Raw genomic sequence first — 24391 nt, forward strand, 5'->3', positions numbered from 1 at the left:
GATCGGGCCGCTCCTCGCTCGTCTCATCCGACGGTGTCGCCACCGCCACATCATGGTCTGTCATGGTTGTCTGTCCTTCCAGCCGAGCGAGTCGCTCAGCGTTTCAGGCCAGACCAGTTACACCGCGGATCTGACAGTCCCCGCTGGGATAACAGCGTCTCCGTCGGGGTACATCGACGTCTCGATCACCAGAGTGCCGCCTGCGCCAGCGGTCACACCGGTCACGATGGCGCACGACGGATCGTCGATGCATGTGGCAGTGCCGTAGAGCGCGTCAGCGACGTCGCTGCGCGTTGGAGCGTCGACCGGTCGGATGGTGACCAGTGGCGTGGTGACGCGCTCGGGCTCGTCATTTCCGTCGAACTGGATGGCGATTGCGCTGAACAACAGCAGTGCAGCAACGATGCCAATCCCCCATACGAACCTCCGAACTCTCTGCCACAGCCACCCCTTTGTGTCGAAGGAACGGGCGGCTGTGGGCTCGTGCATGCGTGCGGAGAGTAGCTGCTCAGAATTGCGGCCCGGTGCTCTGCAACCGCCCTGAACAATGCGCTGAGCAGACCGACGCCAATCCCCACGAGGCTCGCCGTGCCGGTGCGGGGTATCCCCGATGTGCCGTTGGCGGGCACTCCATCTCCGAGCGACCCTCAACGCCGGCCGAGCCGCTCAGTACCGTGTCGCGACGACGACTCGGCACGGAGGACACCATGGACAACAATCGGTCTCGACTCCGCATCGCTGTGTTGGCGGTCGAGACTGTGGGGGGTTGCGTCATCTTGACCCGCATCGCCCGCGTTGGCGAGAGCGACGCGTTCAGCGTCTACGCCGTGACGATGGCAGCGGGTGGGTTCTTGATGGGCCTTCTCATTCCGCTGGCCGATTTCACCGCCGACGCCGGCTCCCCGGAGGATCGTCGGATGAGTCACCGAATGCGGGTCGACCTCGGCCTGATGTCGGCGTCACTGGCGGTGCAGTGCGCGTACGGCGCGGCCATCTACCCGCTCTCGTACGGTGGAGGAGAGGATGCTGATCCGTCGTGGTTCGCACTCGTCGCTGCGCTCACGCTCTTGCTCGGCTTCATCGCAGCGGGAGTTGCCTACTTGATGGGCTTGATGATTGTTGCTCCGATCCGGGTGCTCGGGCGTTCGCTGTTTGCGTCTGCCAGGGGGCGCGACTCAGATGGGCCGCAGGTGTGGCTTGCGGTGCTTTGCTCGGGATCGTGACGATCGCGGTGACGGTTGTGCTGTCCGGAGCGGACGTCCCACGTCGCCGCACCCTGTGGGGGCTCGTACGACCGTTGGCCGGCATCGGCGTCGACAACTCGGGGTTGCTCATATGGATCGCTCGGGCGTCGGTGGTGGCTGTTGCGTACTCAACATGGCAACTCCGGCGCCACCATCAGCGATCGAAGCGAGACGATCAGATCACGTAGACAAGTGCCCGCACAGCGTGTCGACAAGCGCCCCGGCGAAGGCGTGAAACCGACCGCAGACCACCGTCGAGCAGGTGCCTTTCGATGCGGTAGAACTGGAGCGCGGATCCCCCAGCTACACCATCACACCTGTGGTCGGGCGCTCGCTCGCACCGAGATCCAGACTGCGAGCAATCGCGTCGCCGACGGCGGGCACCGAACCGTTCGGGGCCAACGCATGTCGACGCCGAGCCCGACGTGTCGAAGCGTTCCCGAGCCGGGATTGCTGGGTCGATCCAGAGCGCCGGTACTAGGACCATGGTCCACTGGCAACGTGCTCCGCCGGACGTTCACGCTGGTCGATGTCGGAGCGATTCCGCTCCGGATCCACGACACGACCACTCCTGAAGGAGACACACACCATGAAGACCAGAATCGTTCGCAGCGTCACCGCCTCCGCAGTCGCCATCGTCGCCGTCGGCGCCATCGGCGTCGGTCCCGTCTCGGCGAAGGCCGGCGACATCGTGAAGAAGGGCGACTGCTCCGGCAGCACCGACTACAAGTTCAAGGTCCAGCCCCGAGGCTCGACGTTCGAGTACGAGTTCGAAGTGGACTCGAACCGCAACGGTCAGACGTGGAACGTGCGCATCACCGACAACGCCGCCGCCGTCGTCACGGGCGCCCGCAAGACCGTCGCTCCGAGCGGGTCGTTCACGGTCAGGGGCCGCACGGCGAACCGGTCGGGCCAGGACGCCTTCGTGGCCAAGGCGACCAACCCGGCGACAGGTGAGACCTGCACCGCCCGCATCAGCGCCTGAGACCTCTCGGTCGGGTCGCTGGAACGTCGGCGGAGTGTACCGTGGAAGCGATCTGCGAGACCTCCGCTGGACACAGCGAGCACCCACGACACCGCTCGGTCGACCCTGGACGTCAACGATCCGCTGTGCAGCTGTGGCCGGACTCCGGCGCCCGATTCGGTCCGAGGAGCGGGTCGGCCGGCGCAGCGGGGTCGGGTCCGTCGGCGGTCTCGACGGTGCTGTCGCGCTGAGAACGACGTGTTGCTTCGACGAACTCCGGGTGCACACCTTCGATGATCACACCGATCGATTTCTCGTAGGTTGCCGTGATCCCCTCCACGTGCCCTTCGGCAAACGGCAACCGCCCCCACGGATGATCGGAATCCGCGACCCACTTCACCATGGCGAACCAGATCACGCTGAAGGGAAGCAACATCCACGGCCAGACCGTGGTGCGTTTCGCTTGGACCGGCACCAGCTTCGTCGCCGGCTGCCCGGATCGGACGCACACCATCGGATACTCGCCGAGCCGGAACCGCTCGATCCGTGTCACGTAACGCACGACACCAGTGTCACAGACCTGTCGGGGCTGCTCGACGTGGTGCGTGGTGCGCATCGACGTCGTCGACCGTCACGGCCACTGTGCGTTCGCCTCTCGACCTCAGTCGATGTCCTGAGCACCGAGTCGCCACGTCGCCAGAGCGAGCGCGACCAGAGCGACGACGAGGGGAACGACGACTCCGGTCGCGAATCCGAAGTCGGCGAGGTCGAGGTCGATCCCCGTGCGGTCCACGATGATCGATCGGGTGTACTTGCGGATCGCGAAGCGCGCCACGCCCGCGCCGCCGAGAGCGATGAAGCCCTCCCAGATGAGGATGTAGGCGAGACCCCACACGATGAACCGCTTGAGCCACACGCCGAGCATCGTGAAGATCGCGCAGTAGGCGATCACGCCGACGAGTCCCGCCACGATCGTGGCCGGCACGAGTCCACCACCTGCGCCTGTGAGCACGGCCGCGGACACGACGGGAACGAGGGTGATCGGCGCGGTGAGCGTGAGCGCCGCGAGGAAGGCTCCGACGACGATCGGCCAACGGTCCATCGGTCGGAGCCAGAGGTAGACGAGCGTCTTGTCCTCACGCAGGTCGCCGATCGCCGCGCCACCGAACACGAGCGACACGACCGGGATCACGACAGCGAAACCCAGACCGGAGATCAGCCGCACGGCCGCCTCGAGATCCGCATCGGCGTTGCCGAGGGCGAACCCGGCCACCGTCGAGACGAGCGCCAGCGCAGTGAGTGCGACGATGCGGGCGCGGCTCGTGAGCTGACGCAGCACGACGCGATACGTCAACGAGACCGCGGCCAACGGGCGGACCCCCCGCGGCAGTCGATCCGACTCCTGACGTGGCGTGACGTCGCGGGTCATCGTCCCTCCACGAGGTAGCGGAACACCGACTCGAGGTCGTCATCCAACGGGCTGATCTCGGTGAGGCGCAGACCGAGTTCGATCGCCAGTGGGGCGAGCTGACGACCGACCGCGTCTGCGTCGAGCGTGTCGACCACGACATGGTCGTCGTGGAGCGTCACTGCGCTGATCAGACCCCGACCGACGAGGGCCGTGGCGAGGCGACGCGGCTCGGACGATGCGATCCGGATGCGCAACGGCCGGTCGTCCATGAGGGCGCGGAGATCCCGGTAGTCGCCGCTCGCGACGAGTCGACCCTGGGCGATCACCAGCACCCGCGAGCCCAGCCGGGCCACCTCGTCGAGGACGTGGCTCGACACCAGGACACAGCGACCGTCGTCGCCCAACCGGTGGAAGAGCGCGATCATGCGTCGGCGCTGGACCGGGTCGAGACCGGTGAGCGGCTCGTCGAGGATCAGGACGTCGGGATCGTTGACGAGTGCACAGGCGACCTTCACCCGCTGGCGCATCCCCTTCGAGAACTCCCCCACGGGTTTCGGACCGACGTCGGCGAGGTCGACCGATTCGAGGGCTCGGCGTGCGACGCCCACCGGGTCGGCCATGCCGTGACCACGCGCCGAGACCGCAACCATCGCCATCGCGTCGAGGTGGTCGAACAGCGCGTCCTGCTGGGGAACCAGCGCGATGCGACCGCGGACGCCTCGATCGTGTCGCGGGTCCTCGCCGAGGACACGCACCGTGCCGCGCGAGGTCGGTGTGAGGCCGCACATCATGCGGAACAACGTCGACTTCCCGGCACCGTTCGGGCCGAGGAGAGCCGTGACACCCCGGTCGATCGCGAACGTCGCATCGCTCACCGCGACCACCGACCCGAAGAACTTGGAGGCCCCGTTCACGGCGATCATCCCCGTGACCGGTTCGTGCGGGGTGGACGCGGTCGACGAATCGGGCACGACAGGTGCGCTGGGCAGTGGGAGCGCGTTCACCGTGCGATCACCAGCCGTGAGTAGCGCCACGCGACCACGGCGAGTCCGCCGACTGTCCATGCGACGTTGACCGCGACAACGGCCTGCGTGGAGACGGCCGGGAAGTTGCCGGGGTCACCGAAGATCCGGAAGACGAGTTCGAACGGCATGGAGAACACGTCGATCAACCGCCAGTTCTCCGACATCTCGGCTCCCTCGACCAGGGCCGACGCGAGGATCGGCGACGCCAGCACCAGCAGCACCACGCCGATCGCTGCGAACGCTCGCCGATCGGTGAGGCAGGACGCCGCCATGGAGATCGAGGTGAGCGCTGCGGACACGGCGACGCCGGACAGCACGATGCGCAGGAGCACGATCATCCAGTTCCCGAATCCGTCCGGTCCTGATCCGTCGAACGTGTATCCGAGCAGGACGAGGACGGGCGGGCCGAGTGTGACGAGGCCGAGCGTGGCAGCGACTGCGAGCATCTTCGACACGAGATAGGTGCCGCGGTGCAACGGCGTCGACAGGTACAACGCCAGCATCCCGTTGCGGCGGTCCGACACCAACACCTCGGGTGCCACGAGTGCAGCGAACAGGACGATCGCCGAGGTGACGAACCCGTAGTACTCCGGGTACGTGGGACCATCGACGATCCCGGACGGGATCAGCACGGCCAGCCCGATGAACACGATCGCCGGGACGTACGCGATCGCCACCGAGATGATCGGAAAGATCTTGTTCTTCGCACCTCGGCCGAGACCGAGCGTGGCACGCACGCTCTGCCACGTCACGCTGCGCACGGCGCCGGCCACGCCCGAACGCTCACCGTCATACCGCTGGAACCCGCGCGTGGAGATCTGCGCGTCGCCGCGCTCGGACGACTCGCTCACGACCCGGATCCCGACGGTGCAGGTGCGGCGGGGCGGTCGTCGGTGAAGATGTCGTCGAGTGACCGTCGCCGGCGGCCCAGGCGCCGCAACCGTGCTCCCGAGGCAGCGACGCACGCAGCGACGAGGTCGAAGAGTTCGTCGTCGGAGGAACCGGTGACCGACAGGATCGCTCCGACCTGATCGACGTGCGCGCCGCCGTCACGGAGCCGACGAACGACCTCGTCGACGGCACCCGGCACGTCGCTCGTGTCGACCAGTTCGACGTCGACGCCACCCGATGTCCCGGCCAACTCCTCCATCGAGCCCTGCGCGACCATCCGGCCCTGGTCGAGGGCGACGACGTGGTCACAGACCCGTTCGACCTCCTCCAGCACGTGCGACGAGAGCATCACGTCGATCCCGAAGTCGCGGTTGACCTGGACGATGATGTTCAACATCTCGTCACGCTGCACGGGATCGAGACCGTCGGTCGGCTCGTCGAGCACGATGAACTGCGGCGCAGCGGCGATGGCCTGTGCGAGCTTCACCCGCTGACGCTGCCCGGTCGACATGGTTCCGAGTGGACGGAACCGCTCCTCGCCGAGTCCGACCAGGTAGAGCGAATCACTCGCACGGGTGCGCGCCTCGTCCCGAGGGAGGCCCTTCACCTCGGCGAGATGGCGGACGAAGTCGTAGGCGCGCATGTCGTCGGGAAGGACGTTGCGCTCGGGTCCGTACCCGATCTGGGCGCGGAGGCGGGGGCCGTCGGTCGTCGGATCGAGCCCGAGCACGGTGATCGACCCCGAACTCGGCCGCAACAGACCGAGCGTGAGGGAGATCAGTGTCGTCTTCCCGGCACCGTTGGCTCCGACCAGCCCCGTGACGCCGGGAGGGACCCGGAGGTCGAGCGCATCGAGAGCGAGGGTGCTCGGGAACTGCATCACCAGCCCCCGGGTCTCGATGATCGGCTGCACTCCGTGAGTGTCGCACCTTCGTGGCCCCGTTCCCATCGGCCGTTCGGACGATTCCGTCGCAGCCCTGGTCGTCGCAGACGAGACGCCGGTGACCGATCGGGTCGGATCCGGCGACCGATCGGGTCGGATCCGATGGGCGTTCAGGGCGACGTCGCCGTCGGCTCGCCCGGTGTCGCTCCGAGCGCATCGAACAGCAACTCGGGATGCTGCAGCGCGATGTGGTGATCCGCGGACGCGACCTCGACCAACTCGGCGTCGCCGGCAAGTTCGGCGATGCACGCCTGGTCGCCGATCGGGTCGTCCGCCCCGTGGAAGAACGTCAACGGCACCCGCGCCGGCAGTACCGCCGTCCAGTCGAAGTGGAGGACGAGCGAACGCAGCGACGACTGGTACGCCGGCCACGTGTGCCGCGACACGTCGCTGCTGACCTTGGTGGGCCACCGAGGCGAGAGTGCCGCCATCACCCCGCCGCTCACGTCGCGGTTGATGCAGTTCAGCCGGCACGCCCGTTCGGCCCACTTCGTGTCGAGGACGAACAGACGACTCATCAGGCCGTACTCCTGGCGGACCGCGTGAGCCGCCGACTCATCGCGATACACCGGCGCGCCCCAGAGGTACACGTGGCCCACCCGGTCCCGATGCCGATCGGCCCAGGTGAGCGCGATCGCCGCCGACATCGAGTGCGCAGCCAGGATGACCGTGGACTCACCCAGCCCGAGGGTCACCAGTGCCTCGTCGAGTGCCGCGACGTGATCGTCGACCTCGAAGTCCTGGCGATCCTCGTCGAGCGATCGGCCGAACCCGAGGAGGTCGAAGATCAACACTCGTCGTTGCCGACTCAGACCGTCGTAGAACGCTCCGAAGTAGTCACCCGTCGCACCGAGTCCGTGCAGCAGGACGACCACCTCCTCGTTCGGGTGCCCCGTGGTTCCGCTGTCGCGCATGCTCAGCGAGCCCGCACCGCGGCGCGGGAACGACGACGCGCTCCACCGTCGCACGAGGAGGGAGGACCGGTGGACGACCTGCCACGCTGCGATCGCCACGGCGGCGACGACGACTGTCAGCAACAACATCGCGCGTCGAGATGCTCGTACCTCACACAGCAACGACGACGGACCGGATGGTCAGCCGAGATGCGTTTCGTGAGCGCCCGCATGTTCGTCCACGGTAGGACGCCGAACGGTCTTTCACACAGCCCCGGCACACGTCAGCGGGCGATGTCGTACCCTGCGTCCTCGATCGCGGCGACGATCGCATCGCCCTGCCCTCCCTCGACGGTGACGGTCTTCGCATCGATGTCGACGTCGACGGCGCGCACGTCGTCGACATCCCCGACTGCGGCCTCGATGGTGGACTTGCAGTGTCCGCACGAGATCTCGGGGACCGAGTACGTGGTGGTCTCTGACTGGTTCATGTCGCTCTCCTGTGTGATGGTTGCGAGATACGAGGTCGTGCGTCGGCGCTCAGGTGCCGCTGAATCCGCGGAGGCGGATGCTGTTGGCGACGACGCTGATCGACGAGAACGCCATCGCGGCGCCGGCGATCAGCGGGCTGAGCAGACCGGACACGGCGAGTGGGATGGCGATCGTGTTGTACCCGAACGCCCAGAAAAGGTTCTGGACGATGGTCCGATACGTCCGCCTGGACAGAGCGATGGCGGTGACGACGCCAGCGACGTCGCCGCGCATCAGCGTCAGGTCGCTCGATTCGATCGCCACGTCGGTCCCGGTTCCGATGGCGATGCCGAGGTCCGCCTGGACGAGTGCCGGGGCATCGTTGACGCCGTCACCCACCATGGCCACGACCTCACCTGCGTCTTGGAGGCGTGCGACCTCGTCCTGCTTGTCCTGGGGCAGCACCTCGGCGATCACCCGGTCGATCCCGACGGCATCGGCGATCGACTGAGCGGTGCGAGCGTTGTCGCCGGTGATCATCGCGACGGTCAGCCCGAGGTCGTGCAGTCGGCTCACGGTGCTCACCGCCGACGCCTTGACGGTGTCGGCCACGGCGATCACTCCGCGCACCTCGCCGTCCCAACCGGCGAACACCGCGGTCCGTCCCTGGTTCTCGAGTTCCGCCGCCCGATCGTCGAGCGACTCGGGGAGACGCAGGGACGCCTGCGAGGCGAGTTCTCGACGACCGACCCACACCGTCGTGCCGTCGACGTCGGCACGGATGCCGTGACCGACGATCGTGTCGAAGGCGGTGACCTCGTCGAGCGAACCGTTCGATTCGCGAGCGGCGCGTGCGATCGCCTGCCCGATCGGGTGCTCGCTGTCGGCCTCGACCGCTCCGGCCTTGCCGAGCAACTCGGCGTCGCTGGTCGACCCGATGGTGACGACGTCGGTCACCGACATCGCGCCCTCGGTCAACGTGCCGGTCTTGTCGAACACGACCGTGGTGATCCGGCGGGTGCGTTCGAGGACCTCGACCGACTTGATCAGAATGCCCAGTTGGGCGCCGCGACCGGTTCCCACCATGATCGCCATCGGGGTGGCGAGCCCGAGCGCACACGGGCAGGCGATGATCAGCACGGCCACCGCCGCGTACACGCCGTCTTGCACGCTGCCACCGACACTCGCCCATCCGAGGAACGTGAGCAGGGAGATCGCCATGACGACCGGCACGAACACGGCCGAGATCCGGTCGGCCAGACGCTGCGCGGCGGACTTGCCGGTCTGTGCGTCCTCGACCAGCTTGACGATCTGGGCCAGCACGGTCTCGGCACCGATCGCCGTCGCACGAACGACGAGCACGCCCGACGTGTTCACGGTTGCCCCGGCGACCTTGTCGCCGGAACGCTTGTCGACGGGCAGCGACTCACCGGTGAGCATCGACTCGTCGACGGCACTCGATCCGTCGATCACCTCGCCGTCGATCGGGATCTTCTCCCCCGGCCGGATCTTGAACACGTCGCCGACCCGCACCGATTCGACCGGGACCAGCTCTTCCACGACGTCACCGTCCGGACCGTCACGCAGGAGCCGCGCCTCCTTGGCCCCGAGTTCGACGAGCGCACGCAATGCCTTGCCGGCGCGACCCTTGGCCCGTGCCTCGAGGTAGCGACCGAGCGTGATGAAGAACATGATCACCACCGCTGCCTCGAAGTACAGCTCCATGCCCCCGGTGAGGAGTTGGTAGGTCGAGAAGACGAAGGCCGACAGGGTGCCCATCGCGATGAGCGTGTCCATGTTCGCCGTGAGGTGGCGGGCGCGCCGGGCGGCGCCGAGGAGGATCGGCCAGCCCACGTAGAACTGGACCGGAATGGCCAGAGCGAACTGGAGCCAGCGCAGCCAGTCGGTCATCATCGCCGTCTCGTGGTACAGCATGGTCGACAACATGAACGCCGCCACCGGCGCCGAGATCACCGCACGGCGCAGCCACAGTGAGCGGTGCTTCGCCTCGTCGAGGTCGGCCAGTTCGGCTCGGTCGGCGGCACTCGGGCCCGACGGCGCGGACTGCGGTGCGATGTCGGTCAACTCGTACCCCGCCCGGGCGACGGCATCGGCCAGAGCGATCGGGTCGATCGTCGCTCCGTCGGCAGGGGTGACCCTGGCCCGCCCGGTGGCGTAGTTGACCTCGGCGTCGGCCACGCCGGGTTGACGGGTCAGCACCTTCTGGACGCGAGCAGCGCAGGATCCACAGGTCATGCCGCCGATCTCGAACTCGCCCGGTCGGGCGACCCGCTCGACGGGTGCTGCGAGGACGTACCCGGCCCGTTCGACCGCAGCTCGGAGCGCGCCGACGTCGACGCTGCCGTCGACCGACAGATGGGCACGACCCGTGGCGTAGTTGACCTCGGCGTCTGCGACGCCGGCCTGCTTCGCGAGTGTCTTCTGGACGCGGGCCGCGCACGAACCGCAGGTCATGCCCTCGACATCGAGGTCCAGGGTGCGCACGTCGATGGCGGTGTCACGGTCGATCATCTGATCGGTCATGGCATCACCGTACGCCTTCCAGTCGAGGGCAAGGTCAAGCGACTTCCGTCACGTTCAAGCCTCCACGCGGCTCGAATGCCGTGGGTTCGAGACCCGCTCCGAGCGACGTCGGGTCTCCCCCGATGCAGAGACGAGCGGTTCGGTGATGATCTGGCACCCGTTCGCACCGGTGCACTCGGCCGGGTCCAGCGACCCGGCTCGCTCGTACATGGCCCGGAGCTCGTCGCGCGCCGCTTCGAGTTCGACGATCCGGGCGTCGAGTTCGGCGAGGTGGCGACCCAGGAGCGCAGTGGTGTGCTGGCATGCCTGGCCGCCGTCGTCCTTGATCTCGAGGATCGATCGGATCTCGGCGAGCGCGAGTCCCGACGACTGCGCCTGGCGGACGAACTCCAGACGCTCGATCGCTCCCGGCCCGTAGCTGCGGTACCCCGATCCGGTGCGCTCGGGTTCGTCGAGCACGCCGATGGACTCGTAGTAGCGGATGGTCTTGGTGGTGACCCCGGCGGTCCTGGCGAGTTCCCCGATCTGCATGGATTCCAACGTATCGGTGTCGACGCGGACGACATTGACCTCCACTGGAATCTCCGGCCGTCGTCCCCCATCGCGTACCGTCGAGTCATGGACGACCTGCTGCAGCTCTCCGCCGACATCATCGAATCGGGCGACAACGACCGGCCCTTCAACCGGATCACCCAGGAACTCACCGAGGTGGCCGACGGCTTGGCCGTCGTCGAGTCGTTCTCCCACAGCGTGTTGGTCGACACCGGCGACGGTCTGGTCGCATTCGACGCCTCGCACGAGGCGACGGGCGCGGCGGTGGTCGAGGCGATCACCGGGTGGACCGCGTCCCCCGTGTCACACCTCGTCTACACACACGGTCACGCCGACCACGTCGGAGGATCGGTCGCGTTCGACGCTGCGTTCGACGACATGGTCGTCGTCGGCCACGAGAACGTCGCCCGGCGCTTCGCCCGGTACCGCGACACGAACGCGTGGAACGTACTGATCAATGCCCGACAGTTCGGCGGGGTGCGCGGCGACTTCACGATGGGCGATGCCGACGAACCGGACTTCATCCCGAAGGGCACGATGGCTCCGAACCACATCGTCGCAACTCACGACACCCTCGTCGTCGGCGACCGTACGATCGAGTTGCACCACGCCCGTGGCGAGACCGACGATCACCTCTGGGGGTGGATGCCGGAGGAGAAGTGGATGTTCGCGGGTGACTTCGTGATCTGGAACTTCCCGAACGCCGGCAACCCTCAGAAGGTGCAGCGATATCCGCTCGAGTGGGCCGCGGCACTGCGCGACATGGCGTCTCGACGACCCGAGATCCTGCTGCCGGCCCACGGACTGCCGGTCGGAGGCGCCGAGCGGATCGAGGAGATGCTCACCACGATCGCCGGGGCTCTCGAAGGCCTCGTCGCCGACGTGGTCGAGATGATGAACGCCGGCGAGGTCCTCGACACGATCATCCACACCGTCGGCGTCGCACCGGAACTGCTCGCCATGCCGTATCTGCGCCCGCTCTACGACGAGCCCGAGTTCGTGATCCGGAACATCTGGCGCCAGTACGGCGGGTGGTGGGACGGTGCTCCGAGTCGCCTCAAGCCCTCCCCCGACGCCACCCTGGCCCACGAACTCGCGGAGTTGGCGGGCGGCGCCGATCGGCTGGCCGCCCGGGCGACCGAGGTCCTCGCCGACGACACGCGCCTCGCGTGCCATCTCGTCGATCTCGCTGCCTGGGCCGCGCCCGACGACGCCTCGGTCCACGCCATCCGCGCCGAGGTCTACGCCCATCGACGCCAGATCGAGACGTCGCTCATGGCCAAAGGGATCTTCGCCGGTGCGATGCGCGAGTCGAAGGCCATTGCCGACCTCGATTCCCGAGAGGTCGCGAACGGTGTCTGACACCATTCGCGACGTTCATTCGGTGTCTGACACCATTCGCCCCGCGTGCCGGGTCGAGCGGGCTCGGTGGATCCATCGGGTGAAGCCGCGACGTTTGAGCACGGTGTGGACCTCGATGTCGGTGTATCCCGCCGCTTCGAGCCACAGGGAGAAGTCGGCCGGTGCGACGAACACGCCGAGCGGGGACGAGCGAGCGCAGTTCGCGAGGATCGCCCGGATGGTCGGTTCGTCGGCGTCGATGGCGTGCCCGTACGGGAGATCGGTGACGATCGCGTCGACGGGAGCGAAGGGGTGGCAGCGCGAGTCGGCGCGGGCGACGTCGGCCGTGTAGCCGAAGTGTGCGAGGTTCTGCCTCGTCATGCCGACCATGGCCGGCTTCCAGTCGACCGCGCGCACGTCGAGACCCATCGACGCCGCTTCGAGCACGATCGAGCCCGCACCGCTGCACGGATCGAGCAGGGATCGAGCCTCGGGCACCAGGTTGACCAGCCCGCGGGCGAATCGACCGTCGAGCGAGGACGACGTGGTCCACGGCTTGGCGTCGTGGCGCGCGTGGCCCGCCTCGGTCCGGGTGACGACCTCACCGAACAGCCATCCGTGATCGCGAGGCACGACCAGGAAGCGGTGGAGCGGATCACGCAGATCGGGACCGAACTCGATGACGTCGGCCACTGCCGTCGCCACGTCGGTCGAGCTCCGTTGCCCACGCCCCGACGGATCGTGCACGTCGATCCGGAACCGGTCGGCCTCGAACCGCATGCCCGCGACCGCCTGCACCAGGTCGTCGAATGTGGCGGCCGTGGCCAACGTCCGGACGCCGAGTTGCACGAACGCCGCCCGGGGGACGAGGTCGACCGATGATGCCGGGGCGACGCCGTCGGCATCGGGTCGACCGCCGGTGAGCTGCTCGCACTCCGCCGAGATCAGACCGTGCCGCTTCACCCGCGCACTCACCGTGAAGTAGTCGTCGGCCCCCGTCACCCGACCAGTGTGCCCCAATCGCCGTCGTGCCCGACTCCGACATCGGACAGGACGTCTCCCGACTCGGGTCGGTGCCTCGCTCGGGACCGTGCCGACTCGGGACGGGACCTCCTCGCGACGGTGCCCTACTCGGGATGGTGGCAGGCGACCCAGTGGTCGGCCTGCACTTCGACCAGGACGGGTTCGTCGGTACCGCACACCTCGGTCGCACGAGGACAGCGGGTGCGGAATCGGCATCCCGTTGGCGGGTCGAGGGGTGACGGCAGCTCACCGCTGATCAACTCGTTGGCAGGCGGGAGGTCGAGTGTGTGGCCGGGAATCGATGCGAGCAGCGCCCGGCTGTACGGGTGGGTCGGATCGGCGTAGAGGTCGTCGGTGTTCGCGATCTCGCACACCTTGCCGAGGTACATCACCATCACCCGGTCGCTGATGTTCTTGACGACCGCCAGGTCGTGGCTGATGAACATCATGGTCAAGCCGAACTTCGTCTTCAGGCCTTCGAGCAGGTTGAGGATCTGGGCCTGGACCGACACGTCGAGCGCCGACACCGGTTCGTCGAGGATCAGCACGTCGGGCTCCATGACCAACGCCCGGGCGATGTTGATCCGCTGACACTGCCCGCCCGAGAATTCGTGGGGACGCCGATCGAGCACGCCCTCGTCGCCGAGTCCGACGGAGTCGAGGACCTCGGCGACCCAGTCGTCGACGTTCGGGCGCTCAGACCCCCAGATGTCGACACCTTCACGCACGATGTCGCGCACCCGACGGCTGGGGTTCAGCGACGACACGGGGTCCTGGAAGATCATCTGCATGGCACGTCGTGCCTGGCGCAGACCCTCACCGTCGAGCGCCGTGAGGTCGACGCCGTTCAACCGGACCGTTCCGCTCGCCACCGGCTCCAACCGCATCACGGCGCGGCCGGTCGTGGTCTTGCCGCAACCCGATTCACCGACGATGCCGAGCGTCTCGCCCTTCACGAGGTCGAAGCTCACGCCCGACACGGCGTGCACGACCTGCTTGCGGCGAGCCGGGAACTCGACGACGAGTTCGTCGACCTGCAACAGCGACCCCTCGCGCAGGTGCCCGCTCCCCGTCCCCGCCATCAGTCGACCTCCGAACGTGTGGGAGCACCGACCGACACCGGTGCGATCTCGGCCGGGAAGTGGCACCGGAACCAGTGGTCGTCGCTCTCGATCGCCGCCGGGGTGAGCGAGTGGCAGACGTCCTGTGCGGCGGGGCAGCGGGCGGCGAAGCGGCACCCCGGCGTCGGACGCACCAGCGACGGCGGGCTGCCGTCGATCGTGGTCAGTTCCGAGTGGCTGGGCAGGTCCAGGTCGGGCATCGACTGCATCAGGGCGACGGTGTAGCGGTGGCGCGGGTTGGCGAAGATCTCCGTCGTCGGCCCGTACTCCACGACCTGACCCCCGTAGACGATCGCCACCGAGTCGGTGAAGCCCTTCACCACAGCGAGGTCGTGGGTGACCAGCACCATCGCCATCTCCCGTTCCTGTTGCAGCCCCGACAGCAACCGCAGGATCTGGTCCTGCACGGTCACGTCGAGCGCCGTGGTGGGCTCGTCGGCGAGCAGGAGTTTGGGCTCGTTCGCCAGTGCGATGGCGATGGTGACCCGCTGTCGCATCCCGCCCGACAGCTGGTGCGGGTACTCGCGCAGACGACGCTCGGGCGCTGGGATGCCGACGAGTCGCAGCAGTTCCAGCGCACGCTCTCGTGCCTGCGCCTTCGACGTACCCCGATGCACCAGCATCGGCTCGATGATCTGGGACTCGATCCGTCGCACCGGGTTGAGCGCAGTGAGCGGGTTCTGGGAGACCATGCCGATCTCGGTGCCGAGCGTCCGCAGCACCTCATCGCGCGGAGCGCGCAACATGTCGACGCCTGCCACCTCGACCGTCCCCGCCCGGGTCACGTCGGACAGTGCGAACGCTCCGACGATCGAGCGCAGGATCATCGTCTTGCCCGACCCCGACTCCCCCACCACGCCGAGCGCCTGGCCGGCCCGCACCGACAGCGACACGCCGTCGACGGCGTGCACGTCGCCGGCCGGCGTGTGCAGCGTCGTGTACAGGTCGGAGATGTGCAGGACCGAGCCGTCGGGGTTGGCGTCCGGGACGCCCTCCACCCGGAGGCGCCGCTGGGTGGCCACCTCACGGGGCGAGTACAGCCGGCGGATCGAGTCGCCCGCGAGGTTGAACGCGAGGATCGTGACGAACATCACCGTTGCCGGGATCAGCGACACGTGGGCGTGATCCTTGATGTCTCCGGTCCCCTCGGCGATCAGCTTGCCCCACGTCACCTCGTCCAGCGAGAGGCCGATGAACGCCAGGCCACCTTCGGCCACGATGACCAGCGCGAAGCCGATGAACGCGAACGACAACACCGGGACCGCCACGTTCGGAGCGAGCTCCTTCCACAACACGCGCCGCTTCGTGGCACCCATGGCCTCGGCTGCGTCGACGAAGTCACGTTCGGACAGGGCGAACGACGCTCCACGGACGATGCGCGCATAGCCGGGGATGCTCGTGATGGAGAACAACACGATGAACACCAGCATCGAGTTCCCGAACGACGCTCGCACGGCGATCAGCAGGACGAGACCGGGGAAGGCGAGGAAGATGTCGATCACCACGGTCGTGGTGGTGTCGACCTTGCCGCGCAGGTAGCCCGAGGTGACGCCGATGGCGCTGCCGAGGAACCCACCGATCAACGTCACCGTGAGCCCGATGATCAGCGCCGGCCGGGCACCCTGCACCACGCGGGCGAACTGGTCGCGACCCTGCCCGTCGCCTCCGAACCAGGCGTTCCAGCTCGGGTCCTCGAACTTGCGCACCTCCCGGGTCCGGATGCCGAGCGCTTCGGGATCGCGGAGCGGCAGCAGATCGCGGAACACCGCACAGAACACGAGCACGACGATCCACGCTGCGGCGATCCAGAACAGCACACCGAGCCGGCGCGTCGAGCGGTCCGGCGCGGGGTGGTCGACGGACGCCACCGCTTCGGACGCGGTCTTGACTCCGGTCGGACCGGGTTCAACGAGCGCCATGGCGAATCCTCGGGTCGAGCCAGGCGTACAGCAGGTCCACGATGAAGTTCAGCGACACGTAGGCGATCGTGAGGATCGCCACCACGGCCGCGACGACGTTGAAGTCCTCGAGGATCACCGAACGGATCACCAGGCTTCCCATCCCGTTGATCGCGAAGAGGATCTCGATGATGAACGCGCCTCCGACGAGGCCGGCGACGTTCAACCCCACCGCCGTGGTGAAGTTCAAGGACGACGGACGCAGCACGTGACGCCACATCACCCGCCTCTCGCTGAGACCCCGGGCCTGCGCGAGCATCACGTAGTCCTCCTGCAGCGTCTCGATCAGGTCGCTGCGCAACAGGCGCAGGTACACGGCCACCAGGTTCAGTGCGAGCGTCACCGACGGCAGCAACATCTGACGGAGGTTCTCGATCGGATCGTCGTTGAGGCCCGGCAGATTGTCGACGATGGTGGGAAACCATCCGAGCTTCACGCCGAACACGTACGACATGTAGATGCCGAGCACGAACGACGGCAGGGCGAGCAGGCCGAACGCCGACGACGACGACAGGTTGTCGATGATCCCGCCCGGTCGGCGGGCCGAGGCGATCGCGAGCGGAACGGCGATGCCGATCGCGATCAGTTCGGCGAGGATCATCAGTTCCAGGGTCTTGGGCAACGTGTCGCGGATCAGATCGAAGCTGCTGAAACCCCTCGTGACGACGGAGTCGCCGAAGTCGAGCCTCACCGCATTGCCCAGCCAGTGCACGTACCGCTCGAACAACGAACCGTCGAGTCCGAGGTCGACCCGGATCTGCTCCACGACCTCGGGTGTCGCGTTCAAGCCGGCGAACGTCTCGGCGGGATCACCCGGTGTGAGGTCGAGCAGGACGAAGGTCACGAACGTCACGACGAAGAAGACGAACACGAGACGCACGACGCGTCGAAGGATCAACATGTCACAGGTTCGACGGCAACGTCACAGAGCGGGTTCGGCGCAACGTCGGATCACTGCTCGAGCCACACCTGCGACCAGCTGAAGAACGATCCATCGGTCATGGGGAGCGTCGGCGACCCTTCCGGCGTGACGCCGGGAACGCCGATCCCGCGGATCGCCGGGATCGTCACCACCGCTTCGACGCCGTTCAGGTGGTCGATCCACAGCATGGGCACCTCCGTGCCGAGCGCGGTGAGGAACTGCGCATAGCCCGCTTTGCGTGCTTCGGGATCATCGGTGACACGGCCGGCGTCGAGGCCGGCGTCGATGTCGGCGCTGACCAGGTTCGTCCAGTTCAGGACCCCTCCGCTGGAGTGGAAGAACACGTAGAGGCCATCGGGATCGGGAGGACCGAACTGGGCCCACGAGAACGCCTGGAAGTCGTCGGCGATCGCCAGCGGCACGGATTGGCCCGGACCGATCTCCTTCGTCGACCCCTCGATGCCCACGTCGGCGAGGAAGGACAACATCACGTCGGCGACCTCGACGACGGAGGGGTCGGGCTGGACGGTCAACTCGAACAAGATCGGTCCGACCTCGGCTTCGTATTCGTCGACCAGCGCCTGGGCGGCCGCAGGATCGAACTCGGGATAGCCGCTCGGCGTGTAGAAGATCGACGACTCGTCCAACGGGCCGTCGGCCGGCGTGGTCAGACCGGACCGGAAGGTCTCGATGATGAAATCCCTGTCGATCGCATGAGCCATCGCCCGGCGGACCCGGACGTCGTCGAAGGGTGGCGCGGTGGTGTTCAGCAACCAGAGGTACTCGTTCGCACCACCGGTGCCGATCCACACGTCGGCCTCGTCGTCGTCCAGGAAGTCGATGATGTCGGTGTCGCCGGGACTCTGGTAGCCGTCGACGTCACCTGCGTCGAACGCTTGACGCCGGACCGTCTGTTCGACCAGGAACTTGAAGTTGATCGCGTCGAGGTACGGGAGGCCTTCGTCGGCCCGCCAGTAGTTCGGGTTGCGCACCACGCGTGCGCTGTCGTTCGGCGTCCAGCTCTCGAGCATGAAGGGACCCGTGCCGACGAAGGTCTCGTTGGTTCCGATCGTCGACGGCGACACCATCCAACCGCCCTGTCCGTAGAGCGAGAACGGGAACGTCGCCCATGGGCTCGACATCGTGACTTCGACGGCGAGATCGCTCACCGCGGTGATGGTCTCGACCGGCCCGAACGCGAAACCGACCGTGGGGCTGTCCTTGAAGGTCTGCATGTTGGCGCGGACCGCCTCGGCGTCGACGGGTTCGCCGTCGTGGAACGTGAGACCCGGGCGCATGGTGATGGTCCACGTCATGAAGTCGTCGGAGGGCACCAGGCTCTCCGCGAGCAGCGGCTGCCAGCCGCCGTTCGGATCGAGGGTCACCAGCGAGTCGTTGAGCGCCGTGATCACTCGGATCGACCCCGGCGCGATCGCCCCGGTCGTGTCGAAACCGGTGCCGTCACTGTCGATGGCCCAGTCGATCTCGCCGCCCGCAACGGGCTGGAGAGTTGCCGGGTCGACGTCGCCGCCCTCACCCTCGCTCGTGATCTGATCCTGGTTCTCGAGCGGTGCCGGGTCACTCGACGCATCGGTGTCGGCCGGCTCAGCGTCCTCGGAGGGTGCGCTCGCATCGGGTGCGGAGTCATCGGGTGCCGTGTCGTCGGATCCGGCGGCGACCGTCGCCTCCGGCTCACTGTCCGCCGGCGTGCCGTCGCTGCCCGAACTGCACGCTGCGACGAGCAGCGCTGCGCTCATCGCGACCGCCAGCAGTGGAGTCCTTCGTTGGTTCCGCATGTTCCCCCGATTCATCCGAGACGGTCGCGCCCCTCGCGCCGTGCGGCCAACGTAGCCACATGTCACACCTCGCGCCGCATCCGGGCCGTGAGATCCCCCGTCGGTGTCAGACCACGGCGATCGCGTCGGCCGGCAGCGACACGACGAGCGCCGAGTGGTCGTGGCTGCGAGACGTCCACGTCCAGCGTGTCCCGGCCGGAAGCGCCATGGCCCCCAGCGGCGACAGCTCGCACACTCGTCCGTCGACGTCGAGCGTTGCGTCGCCGCTCAGGCCGACGACGAGCACGAACTCGCCGTGGTGGGTCAGCACCGAGGGCGTGTCGACAGCGGACGACGAGGGGCCGACGACCACCGCTCCCGCGAGTCCGCCGGTGGCCGCATCGATGCCGGTGTCCCGTGCCGCCATGGAGGGCTCCACCCACGCGGTCGTGGTCGCCGCGCTCGCCACGTGCCGCACGAAGCGCTGACCGGAGAAGTCGCGGAGGGGTTCGATCGCCTCCGTCGGGAGGTCGAGTTCGTGATCGGCGACGGTGTCGTGTTCGGCGGGGCATCCGATCTCGATCACCTCGAAGCCGGGGGAACTGCGCAGGACCCGGTGGCGGATCTCGGGTGGCTGCAGCACACAGTCACCCGCCTCCATCCGGAAGGGCTCACCCTGGCCCTCGTAGACCACGTCGACCCACCCTGCGGCGACGTAGATCATCTGGAAGCGGATGCGATGGAAGTGGACCCAGTCGGCCACGTCGCCGCCGTCGACGATCCGGATGTGGCTGGCGATGAAGCGTCCGCCCCATCGGTCGGGCAGCAGGTCGCAATATTCCATCCCCGCACGCCCCACGCCGAACGAACCGTCCGACGCCTCGACGATCGACAGCGATGCGACGCCGTCGGGCACCTTCATGTCCGCACCGACGACCTGCGCCACCGAACCTCCTCGGGGCCGCACCGTGACCGTGGTGCCACCGGGGCTCGTGAGGTTCCGGTCCGACTCGAACTCCCCCTCCGCCACGAGGCGAGTAGGTCGATCGACGTCGGACCGGATCAGTTCGAGAGCATCACGTTCACCGTGGTGCAGGACCACCCGGCGAGGATCGTCGGCCGGACTGACGACGTGGATGCGACAACCGACGGATTCGACGAAGAACTCCATCTCGGCGTCGAGGTCGATGCACTCGATCACGGTCCTCAACACCACCGCAGTCTGCCTGCGCTGTCGATCATCCAAACGGTGTCTGACACCGTTTGGATGATTGACACCGTTTGGATGATTCAGGCGGAGGCGAGGATCGGGAGCGTCGGCGTCTCGGCTCCGTCGGCGTCTTCCTCGGTGATGCCGAGCACGAAGTCGGTCGGGTCGACGTCGTCCACGCGCACCAGCACGTCGCCAGAGGCGTCGGGCTGGAAGATCTGCACGGGGGTCGCCCCATCGTCGTCGACGAACCAGAGCACGAAGGCACGGTCGTCGCCGAGGACGGGCAGGCCGCTGGCGTCGATCACGATCGCCTCCTCGCCGGGTGAGTACACGACCGTGACGTTGCCGGCGAGCGTGCCTTCCAGCTCCCTCGCGACCGCATCGTCGGAACCGACGACGTTCTCGACCTGGGCGAGGCGATCGCCGTCGGAACCGGAGTCGCCACCGACCACCACGATGCCGATCCCGGCCAACATGATCATCGCTGCAGCGGCGCTCAGCGCTGGAACCCATCGATTGCGACGCCGAGCGTTCAGGTCGACGACCGCCGCACCCACCGATGGTTCGGCCAGCACGGGTTCGGCGACCTCGGGCTCGTCGGCGGAGCCGATGCCGTCGGAGAGGAGTCCGGCCCCACCGTCGCCGGTGATCTGCGGCGTCGTGGCGATGGCATCGAGCACCGATGCCCGGAGGTGTGCGGGCGGTGCCTCGGCGACCGCTTGCTGCAGGAGCGCTGCGGTGTGCACGGCGTCGTCGACCTCGCCGACGAGGTCGACGTCCTCGGAGAGCAACGCATCGAGTTCGATCTCGTCGGACTCGGTCAGTTCGCCGAGAGCGGCGAGCGCGATCAACTCGTCGATTCGTTCGTCAGTTCGATCGTTCATCGCGGGCCTCCAATCCGGCTCGAAGCTTCTTGAGTCCTCCGCGGACCCGTCCCTTCACGGTTCCGAGCGGCAGGTCCAGTCGGTCGGCGATGTCGCCGTGCGCCATTCCTTCGAGGAACGACAGGACCAGAACGTCTCGTTGGTCTTGCGGCAACTGGAGCAGCACGTCTCGCACCGCTCCGGCTTCCATCTCGTCGATGACGGTCTGGCCCGGCTCGATCGACGCCTCACCGCGTTGGCCGGCGAGCGCTTCGACACGATTGCGCTGTGACTGCTCCTTGCGCACCCTGTCGACGGCGCGGCGTCGCGCCATGGTCAGTGCCCAGGTCGCGAGGCTGGCTCGGCTCGAGTCGAAACGTCCTGCTTGCTGCCAGATCTCGACGAAGACCTCCTGGGTGACCTCCTCGGACATGGCCGGGTCACGTAGTACCCGTTTGACCACACCGAAGATCTTCGGCGCCAGTTCGTCGTACACGACGGCGAACGCCTGCTGGTCGCCACGCTGGACACGTGCGAACGCCCGATTCAGTGCGAGGTCGAGTGCTGGGACGGGTTCGGACACGAAGACGACATTCTGGCGGGCGGAAACCCGGAACGGAAGCCATCTTGACATGTCCCACCACGGAAGTGGGTGTGCCTGGAAGGCGAGGCTCATGACGCGCTTCGATCGGAGCTCACGCCGACGAACTCGGCGAAGGTCGTCGCTGCCAGGGCCACGACCTCGATCTCCCTGTCACCGGGCAGCCCCTCGGCACGGAGGACCAACGGTTGCGACCACTGCGGCCGCACGTTCTCGTCACCGCCGAGGACCAGGTGGGCGCCGGCGCCGGCGAGGAGCCTGGCGATCGGAGTCGCGGTCTGACGTCCGTCGGGGCCGTGCCACAGGATGAGGTCGGCCGTGGCGTCGAGACGGATCTCGCCGAGCAGGTCGGCGACCGACACGATCCGTGCGTCGAAGTCGCTCACGCGATCGGATCCGGCCATCGACCGCAGAGTCGCATGAGCGACGACGCCGGGTCGACCGACGAGACCCCGTGCCACCAGCGAGCCGGGAAGGACTCCGACGCCGTGCTCACCCGGAGCGCCGTCCCGGCGGCGATCACTCGGATCACGGTGGTCGCACTGCTCGTAGAACCCGCCGGCACGGCCCACGTCGACACCCAGGCGGGTCCTGCGATGTCGGGGGCTGAGTCGGCGAGTCACGACTGTCGTTCGCACGCCGAACCACCGTGGATCACACCATTCGGGAAATTGTGATCACATCGTGGTCGACAGACGACGAGTGTGGTCAGGCGATGAACACGACGATCTGGTGGTGCCCCGAGGCGCCGTTGGGCAGCGGCTCGACGCGCTCGTCGGTCTGCACCTCACCGTTGCCGTCGATCGCACGCGTCGTGATCGACGAACGTCCTTCCGAGGCGGGAGTCCAGCGGTACGCCCACTGGCGCCACGTGTCGTCGTTGAGCGCTTCGCCCAGCTCCGCAGGCTCCCACTCGCCGTCGTCGATCTTCACCTCGACGGCGCTGATCCCACGCGTCTGCGCCCATGCCACGCCACCGATCGCCGCGACGCCGTCGGCGTCGCGCTCGAGGGTGCCGAGTCCGTCGACGGTGTCGATCCGGCTCTGGATCTTGATCGGCGCACGATCCGCGTATCCGCGAGGCACCCAGTACGACTCGAAGTCCTCGAACGTGGTCAGTTCGATCTCGGTCAGCCACTTGGTCGCCGAGATGTAGCCGTAGAGACCCGGCACGATCAGACGGACGGGGAAACCGTGTTCGAGCGGCAGCGGTTCACCGTTCATCCCGAACGCGACCAGAGCGTTGCGTCCGTCGGTCGCCGCCTCGATCGGGAACCCGCACGTGTACCCGTCGATCGAGCGACCGACGACCTGGGTCGCATCCGGTGAGACTCCGGCTTCCTCGAGCAGCTCGTCGAGTCGCACCCCGAGCCAACGAGCGTTGCCGATCAGGTTGCCGCCGACCGTGTTCGACACGCAGGTGAGGGTGATGTCGTACTCCTGGACGTTGCGCTGGACGAGGTCGTCGAACGAGAGGTTGATCGTGTTGTCCACCATCCCGGACACGGTGAGGTTGTAGTCCTCGGTGCGCAGCTGAGGCACCGTGAGTGCGGTGTCGATGCGGTAGAAGGTCTCGTTCGGTGTGTAGAAGTCCGACATGTTGTCGACGTCGACCGTGACGGCGTCCGGGGCCTCGGCGAGCGGTTCGGCCGCCACCGGCAACCGGAGGTCACGACGGGAGTCGGCCGCACTGAAGCGGCTCCGGAGCCTGCGGCCGAACGCGGCCGTTCCGCCACCGGCGAGTGCCAGCACCGCAACGACGCCGCCGCTGCGCACGAGGACCTGACGGCGTGTCGAACCGGCGACCTCGGTGTCGGCGTTCGAGGCGGAATCGGCGTCGCTGTCGCCGTTCGACGGGTCGCCGGCGGAGATCTCGTCCGCCTCGCTCGTGTCGTGATCACCGTGCGCACCGGCGTCAGCGGTGATGAACCGGTGAGCGAGGTAGAACACCGTGGCTCCCAGCAGGGTTCCGCCGACGATCGGCGTGGTGGCCAGGATGCCCGGGTCGGTCGCCTTCGTCACGACGGCGACGAAGCCGATCAGACCGAACAGGGCAAAACCGACGAGGCCGATGCGTACGTCACGGCGGAACGAGAGGGCGCCGATCACAGCGCCGTAGATCGCCAGCAGGACGCCGATGCCGACGACCAGCGCCACCTTGTCGTTGGTGCCGAACAGTTCGATCGCGATGTCCTTCACGAAGGGGGGAACCAGCTCGATGAAGCGGTCCCCCACGTCGATGATCGGCGACTTCCACGTCGACACGATGCCGGCGAGCATCTCGGCCACGCCCAGCGCGAACGCGGCGGCGACGAGCCCGACCACGATTCCGACCAGGTTGCGGATGTCGGTGATCTCGGCAGCGACTCGGCGCGCTGCAACGCGCGCCGTGGAATCGCGCTGCCCAGCGGGTCGGCTGCTGTCGCCGACGCTGGGTTCGTTCGTGGTGGTGTCCATGGTCCGTAGTTCGTACCCGCTGCTCGATCAGATCACCCATGACGGTCGCGTGACGATGTTTTCCCAGCTCAGAGGCGTCGGACGACGCGAACGAGCGCCGCACCCGAAGGTGCGACGCTCGTTCGTTCGGATCAGTTCACCGGCGGGCGGTGATCAGTCGTCGAGGGTGTTCGTTGTCT

General features: G+C 67.5%; 24 protein-coding genes. 4 read left to right on the forward strand and 20 right to left on the reverse strand.

Going from position 1 to position 24391, the window contains the following annotated elements:
• Window positions 1-117: 117 nt before the first annotated feature.
• Window positions 118-489, reverse strand: coding sequence for a hypothetical protein (locus ABJK40_RS20815; RefSeq protein WP_348481062.1), 372 nt, complete (start codon window positions 487-489; stop codon window positions 118-120).
• A gap of 218 nt (window positions 490-707) precedes the next feature.
• Here ABJK40_RS20815 and ABJK40_RS20820 point away from each other — a divergent pair, with 218 nt between their 5' ends.
• Entirely contained in the window at window positions 708-1223 is a 516-nt protein-coding gene (locus ABJK40_RS20820) for a hypothetical protein (protein ID WP_348481061.1), read from the forward strand.
• Window positions 1224-1833: 610 nt separating this feature from the next.
• A complete protein-coding gene (locus ABJK40_RS20825; protein WP_348481060.1) occupies window positions 1834-2229 on the forward strand; it encodes a hypothetical protein in 396 nt (131 codons plus the stop codon).
• A 112-nt stretch (window positions 2230-2341) separates the two neighbouring features.
• Here ABJK40_RS20825 and ABJK40_RS20830 read toward each other — a convergent pair whose 3' ends face one another.
• The 9 genes from ABJK40_RS20830 to ABJK40_RS20870 form a co-directional block, all read right to left on the reverse strand.
• On the reverse strand, window positions 2342-2770 hold the full coding sequence (locus ABJK40_RS20830) for a hypothetical protein (protein ID WP_348481059.1): 429 nt from the start codon (window positions 2768-2770) through the stop codon (window positions 2342-2344).
• Window positions 2771-2869: 99 nt separating this feature from the next.
• A complete protein-coding gene (locus tag ABJK40_RS20835) occupies window positions 2870-3637 on the reverse strand; it encodes a hypothetical protein (RefSeq protein ID WP_348481058.1) in 768 nt (255 codons plus the stop codon).
• Entirely contained in the window at window positions 3634-4623 is a 990-nt protein-coding gene (locus tag ABJK40_RS20840; RefSeq protein WP_348481057.1) for an ABC transporter ATP-binding protein, read from the reverse strand. The genes ABJK40_RS20835 and ABJK40_RS20840 overlap by 4 nt, the downstream gene beginning before the upstream one ends.
• Window positions 4620-5495, reverse strand: coding sequence for an ABC transporter permease subunit (locus tag ABJK40_RS20845; protein ID WP_348481056.1), 876 nt, complete (start codon window positions 5493-5495; stop codon window positions 4620-4622). Before ABJK40_RS20845 ends, ABJK40_RS20840 begins: the two co-directional genes overlap by 4 nt.
• Window positions 5492-6448, reverse strand: a complete 957-nt coding sequence (locus ABJK40_RS20850) for an ABC transporter ATP-binding protein (RefSeq protein ID WP_348481055.1) — start codon at window positions 6446-6448, stop codon at window positions 5492-5494. Before ABJK40_RS20850 ends, ABJK40_RS20845 begins: the two co-directional genes overlap by 4 nt.
• A 140-nt stretch (window positions 6449-6588) precedes the next feature.
• On the reverse strand, window positions 6589-7521 hold the full coding sequence (locus tag ABJK40_RS20855; RefSeq protein ID WP_348481054.1) for an alpha/beta hydrolase: 933 nt from the start codon (window positions 7519-7521) through the stop codon (window positions 6589-6591).
• A 134-nt stretch (window positions 7522-7655) separates the two neighbouring features.
• On the reverse strand, window positions 7656-7862 hold the full coding sequence (locus tag ABJK40_RS20860) for a heavy-metal-associated domain-containing protein (protein ID WP_348481053.1): 207 nt from the start codon (window positions 7860-7862) through the stop codon (window positions 7656-7658).
• A gap of 49 nt (window positions 7863-7911) precedes the next feature.
• Window positions 7912-10386 carry a heavy metal translocating P-type ATPase gene (locus ABJK40_RS20865; protein WP_348481052.1) on the reverse strand — a complete coding sequence of 825 codons (2475 nt, stop codon included), beginning with the start codon at window positions 10384-10386 and terminating at the stop codon, window positions 7912-7914.
• A 54-nt stretch (window positions 10387-10440) separates the two neighbouring features.
• A complete protein-coding gene (locus tag ABJK40_RS20870; RefSeq protein ID WP_348481051.1) occupies window positions 10441-10917 on the reverse strand; it encodes a heavy metal-responsive transcriptional regulator in 477 nt (158 codons plus the stop codon).
• 87 nt (window positions 10918-11004) lie between these two features.
• Here ABJK40_RS20870 and ABJK40_RS20875 point away from each other — a divergent pair, with 87 nt between their 5' ends.
• On the forward strand, window positions 11005-12300 hold the full coding sequence (locus ABJK40_RS20875; RefSeq protein ID WP_348481050.1) for an alkyl sulfatase dimerization domain-containing protein: 1296 nt from the start codon (window positions 11005-11007) through the stop codon (window positions 12298-12300).
• Between the two features lie 15 nt (window positions 12301-12315).
• Here the strand turns inward: ABJK40_RS20875 and ABJK40_RS20880 are convergent, their stop codons facing one another.
• From ABJK40_RS20880 to ABJK40_RS20920, 9 genes are all read right to left on the reverse strand, one after another.
• Window positions 12316-13281, reverse strand: a complete 966-nt coding sequence (locus ABJK40_RS20880; RefSeq protein WP_348481049.1) for a hypothetical protein — start codon at window positions 13279-13281, stop codon at window positions 12316-12318.
• A 125-nt stretch (window positions 13282-13406) separates the two neighbouring features.
• Window positions 13407-14384 (reverse strand): ABC transporter ATP-binding protein, encoded by a 978-nt coding sequence (locus ABJK40_RS20885; RefSeq protein WP_348481048.1) that lies wholly within the window; start codon window positions 14382-14384, stop codon window positions 13407-13409.
• Window positions 14384-16342 (reverse strand): dipeptide/oligopeptide/nickel ABC transporter permease/ATP-binding protein, encoded by a 1959-nt coding sequence (locus tag ABJK40_RS20890; RefSeq protein WP_348481047.1) that lies wholly within the window; start codon window positions 16340-16342, stop codon window positions 14384-14386. Before ABJK40_RS20890 ends, ABJK40_RS20885 begins: the two co-directional genes overlap by 1 nt.
• Window positions 16329-17282 carry an ABC transporter permease gene (locus ABJK40_RS20895; protein WP_348481046.1) on the reverse strand — a complete coding sequence of 318 codons (954 nt, stop codon included), beginning with the start codon at window positions 17280-17282 and terminating at the stop codon, window positions 16329-16331. The genes ABJK40_RS20890 and ABJK40_RS20895 overlap by 14 nt, the downstream gene beginning before the upstream one ends.
• 50 nt (window positions 17283-17332) lie before the next feature.
• Window positions 17333-19099 (reverse strand): ABC transporter substrate-binding protein, encoded by a 1767-nt coding sequence (locus ABJK40_RS20900; RefSeq protein WP_348481045.1) that lies wholly within the window; start codon window positions 19097-19099, stop codon window positions 17333-17335.
• Between the two features lie 106 nt (window positions 19100-19205).
• On the reverse strand, window positions 19206-20291 hold the full coding sequence (locus ABJK40_RS20905; RefSeq protein ID WP_348481044.1) for a cupin: 1086 nt from the start codon (window positions 20289-20291) through the stop codon (window positions 19206-19208).
• Window positions 20292-20368: 77 nt separating this feature from the next.
• Window positions 20369-21175: an anti-sigma factor gene (locus ABJK40_RS20910; protein ID WP_348481043.1), complete on the reverse strand. Its 807-nt coding sequence runs from the start codon at window positions 21173-21175 to the stop codon at window positions 20369-20371.
• Window positions 21159-21737 (reverse strand): sigma-70 family RNA polymerase sigma factor, encoded by a 579-nt coding sequence (locus ABJK40_RS20915; RefSeq protein WP_348481042.1) that lies wholly within the window; start codon window positions 21735-21737, stop codon window positions 21159-21161. Before ABJK40_RS20915 ends, ABJK40_RS20910 begins: the two co-directional genes overlap by 17 nt.
• An 89-nt stretch (window positions 21738-21826) precedes the next feature.
• Complete coding sequence (locus tag ABJK40_RS20920; RefSeq protein ID WP_348481041.1) at window positions 21827-22159, reverse strand: hypothetical protein; 333 nt, start codon at window positions 22157-22159, stop codon at window positions 21827-21829.
• A gap of 15 nt (window positions 22160-22174) precedes the next feature.
• Between ABJK40_RS20920 and ABJK40_RS20925 the strand changes: the two genes are divergently transcribed.
• Window positions 22175-22432, forward strand: coding sequence for a hypothetical protein (locus ABJK40_RS20925; protein ID WP_348481040.1), 258 nt, complete (start codon window positions 22175-22177; stop codon window positions 22430-22432).
• A gap of 31 nt (window positions 22433-22463) precedes the next feature.
• Here the strand turns inward: ABJK40_RS20925 and ABJK40_RS20930 are convergent, their stop codons facing one another.
• Window positions 22464-24212 carry a molybdopterin-dependent oxidoreductase gene (locus ABJK40_RS20930; RefSeq protein ID WP_348481039.1) on the reverse strand — a complete coding sequence of 583 codons (1749 nt, stop codon included), beginning with the start codon at window positions 24210-24212 and terminating at the stop codon, window positions 22464-22466.
• Window positions 24213-24391: the final 179 nt, after the last annotated feature.

This window comes from Ilumatobacter sp. (assembly GCF_039969435.1).
Lineage (GTDB): Bacteria > Actinomycetota > Acidimicrobiia > Acidimicrobiales > Ilumatobacteraceae > Ilumatobacter_A.

Bases quoted from the DNA above. Each gene is read 5' to 3' on its own strand.
- ABJK40_RS20925 (WP_348481040.1), top strand. From the start codon at position 22,175: ATGAGCGACGACGCCGGGTCGACCGACGAGACCCCGTGCCACCAGCGA.
- ABJK40_RS20860 (WP_348481053.1), bottom strand. From the start codon at position 7,862: ATGAACCAGTCAGAGACCACCACGTACTCGGTCCCCGAGATCTCGTGC.
- ABJK40_RS20865 (WP_348481052.1), bottom strand. From the start codon at position 10,386: ATGACCGATCAGATGATCGACCGTGACACCGCCATCGACGTGCGCACC.
- ABJK40_RS20870 (WP_348481051.1), bottom strand. From the start codon at position 10,917: ATGCAGATCGGGGAACTCGCCAGGACCGCCGGGGTCACCACCAAGACC.
- ABJK40_RS20920 (WP_348481041.1), bottom strand. From the start codon at position 22,159: ATGGCCGGATCCGATCGCGTGAGCGACTTCGACGCACGGATCGTGTCG.
- ABJK40_RS20930 (WP_348481039.1), bottom strand. From the start codon at position 24,212: ATGGACACCACCACGAACGAACCCAGCGTCGGCGACAGCAGCCGACCC.
- ABJK40_RS20900 (WP_348481045.1), bottom strand. From the start codon at position 19,099: ATGCGGAACCAACGAAGGACTCCACTGCTGGCGGTCGCGATGAGCGCA.
- ABJK40_RS20825 (WP_348481060.1), top strand. From the start codon at position 1,834: ATGAAGACCAGAATCGTTCGCAGCGTCACCGCCTCCGCAGTCGCCATC.
- ABJK40_RS20820 (WP_348481061.1), top strand. From the start codon at position 708: ATGGACAACAATCGGTCTCGACTCCGCATCGCTGTGTTGGCGGTCGAG.
- ABJK40_RS20875 (WP_348481050.1), top strand. From the start codon at position 11,005: ATGGACGACCTGCTGCAGCTCTCCGCCGACATCATCGAATCGGGCGAC.
- ABJK40_RS20835 (WP_348481058.1), bottom strand. From the start codon at position 3,637: ATGACCCGCGACGTCACGCCACGTCAGGAGTCGGATCGACTGCCGCGG.
- ABJK40_RS20895 (WP_348481046.1), bottom strand. From the start codon at position 17,282: ATGTTGATCCTTCGACGCGTCGTGCGTCTCGTGTTCGTCTTCTTCGTC.
- ABJK40_RS20910 (WP_348481043.1), bottom strand. From the start codon at position 21,175: ATGAACGATCGAACTGACGAACGAATCGACGAGTTGATCGCGCTCGCC.
- ABJK40_RS20815 (WP_348481062.1), bottom strand. From the start codon at position 489: ATGCACGAGCCCACAGCCGCCCGTTCCTTCGACACAAAGGGGTGGCTG.
- ABJK40_RS20885 (WP_348481048.1), bottom strand. From the start codon at position 14,384: ATGGCGGGGACGGGGAGCGGGCACCTGCGCGAGGGGTCGCTGTTGCAG.
- ABJK40_RS20855 (WP_348481054.1), bottom strand. From the start codon at position 7,521: ATGTTGTTGCTGACAGTCGTCGTCGCCGCCGTGGCGATCGCAGCGTGG.
- ABJK40_RS20890 (WP_348481047.1), bottom strand. From the start codon at position 16,342: ATGGCGCTCGTTGAACCCGGTCCGACCGGAGTCAAGACCGCGTCCGAA.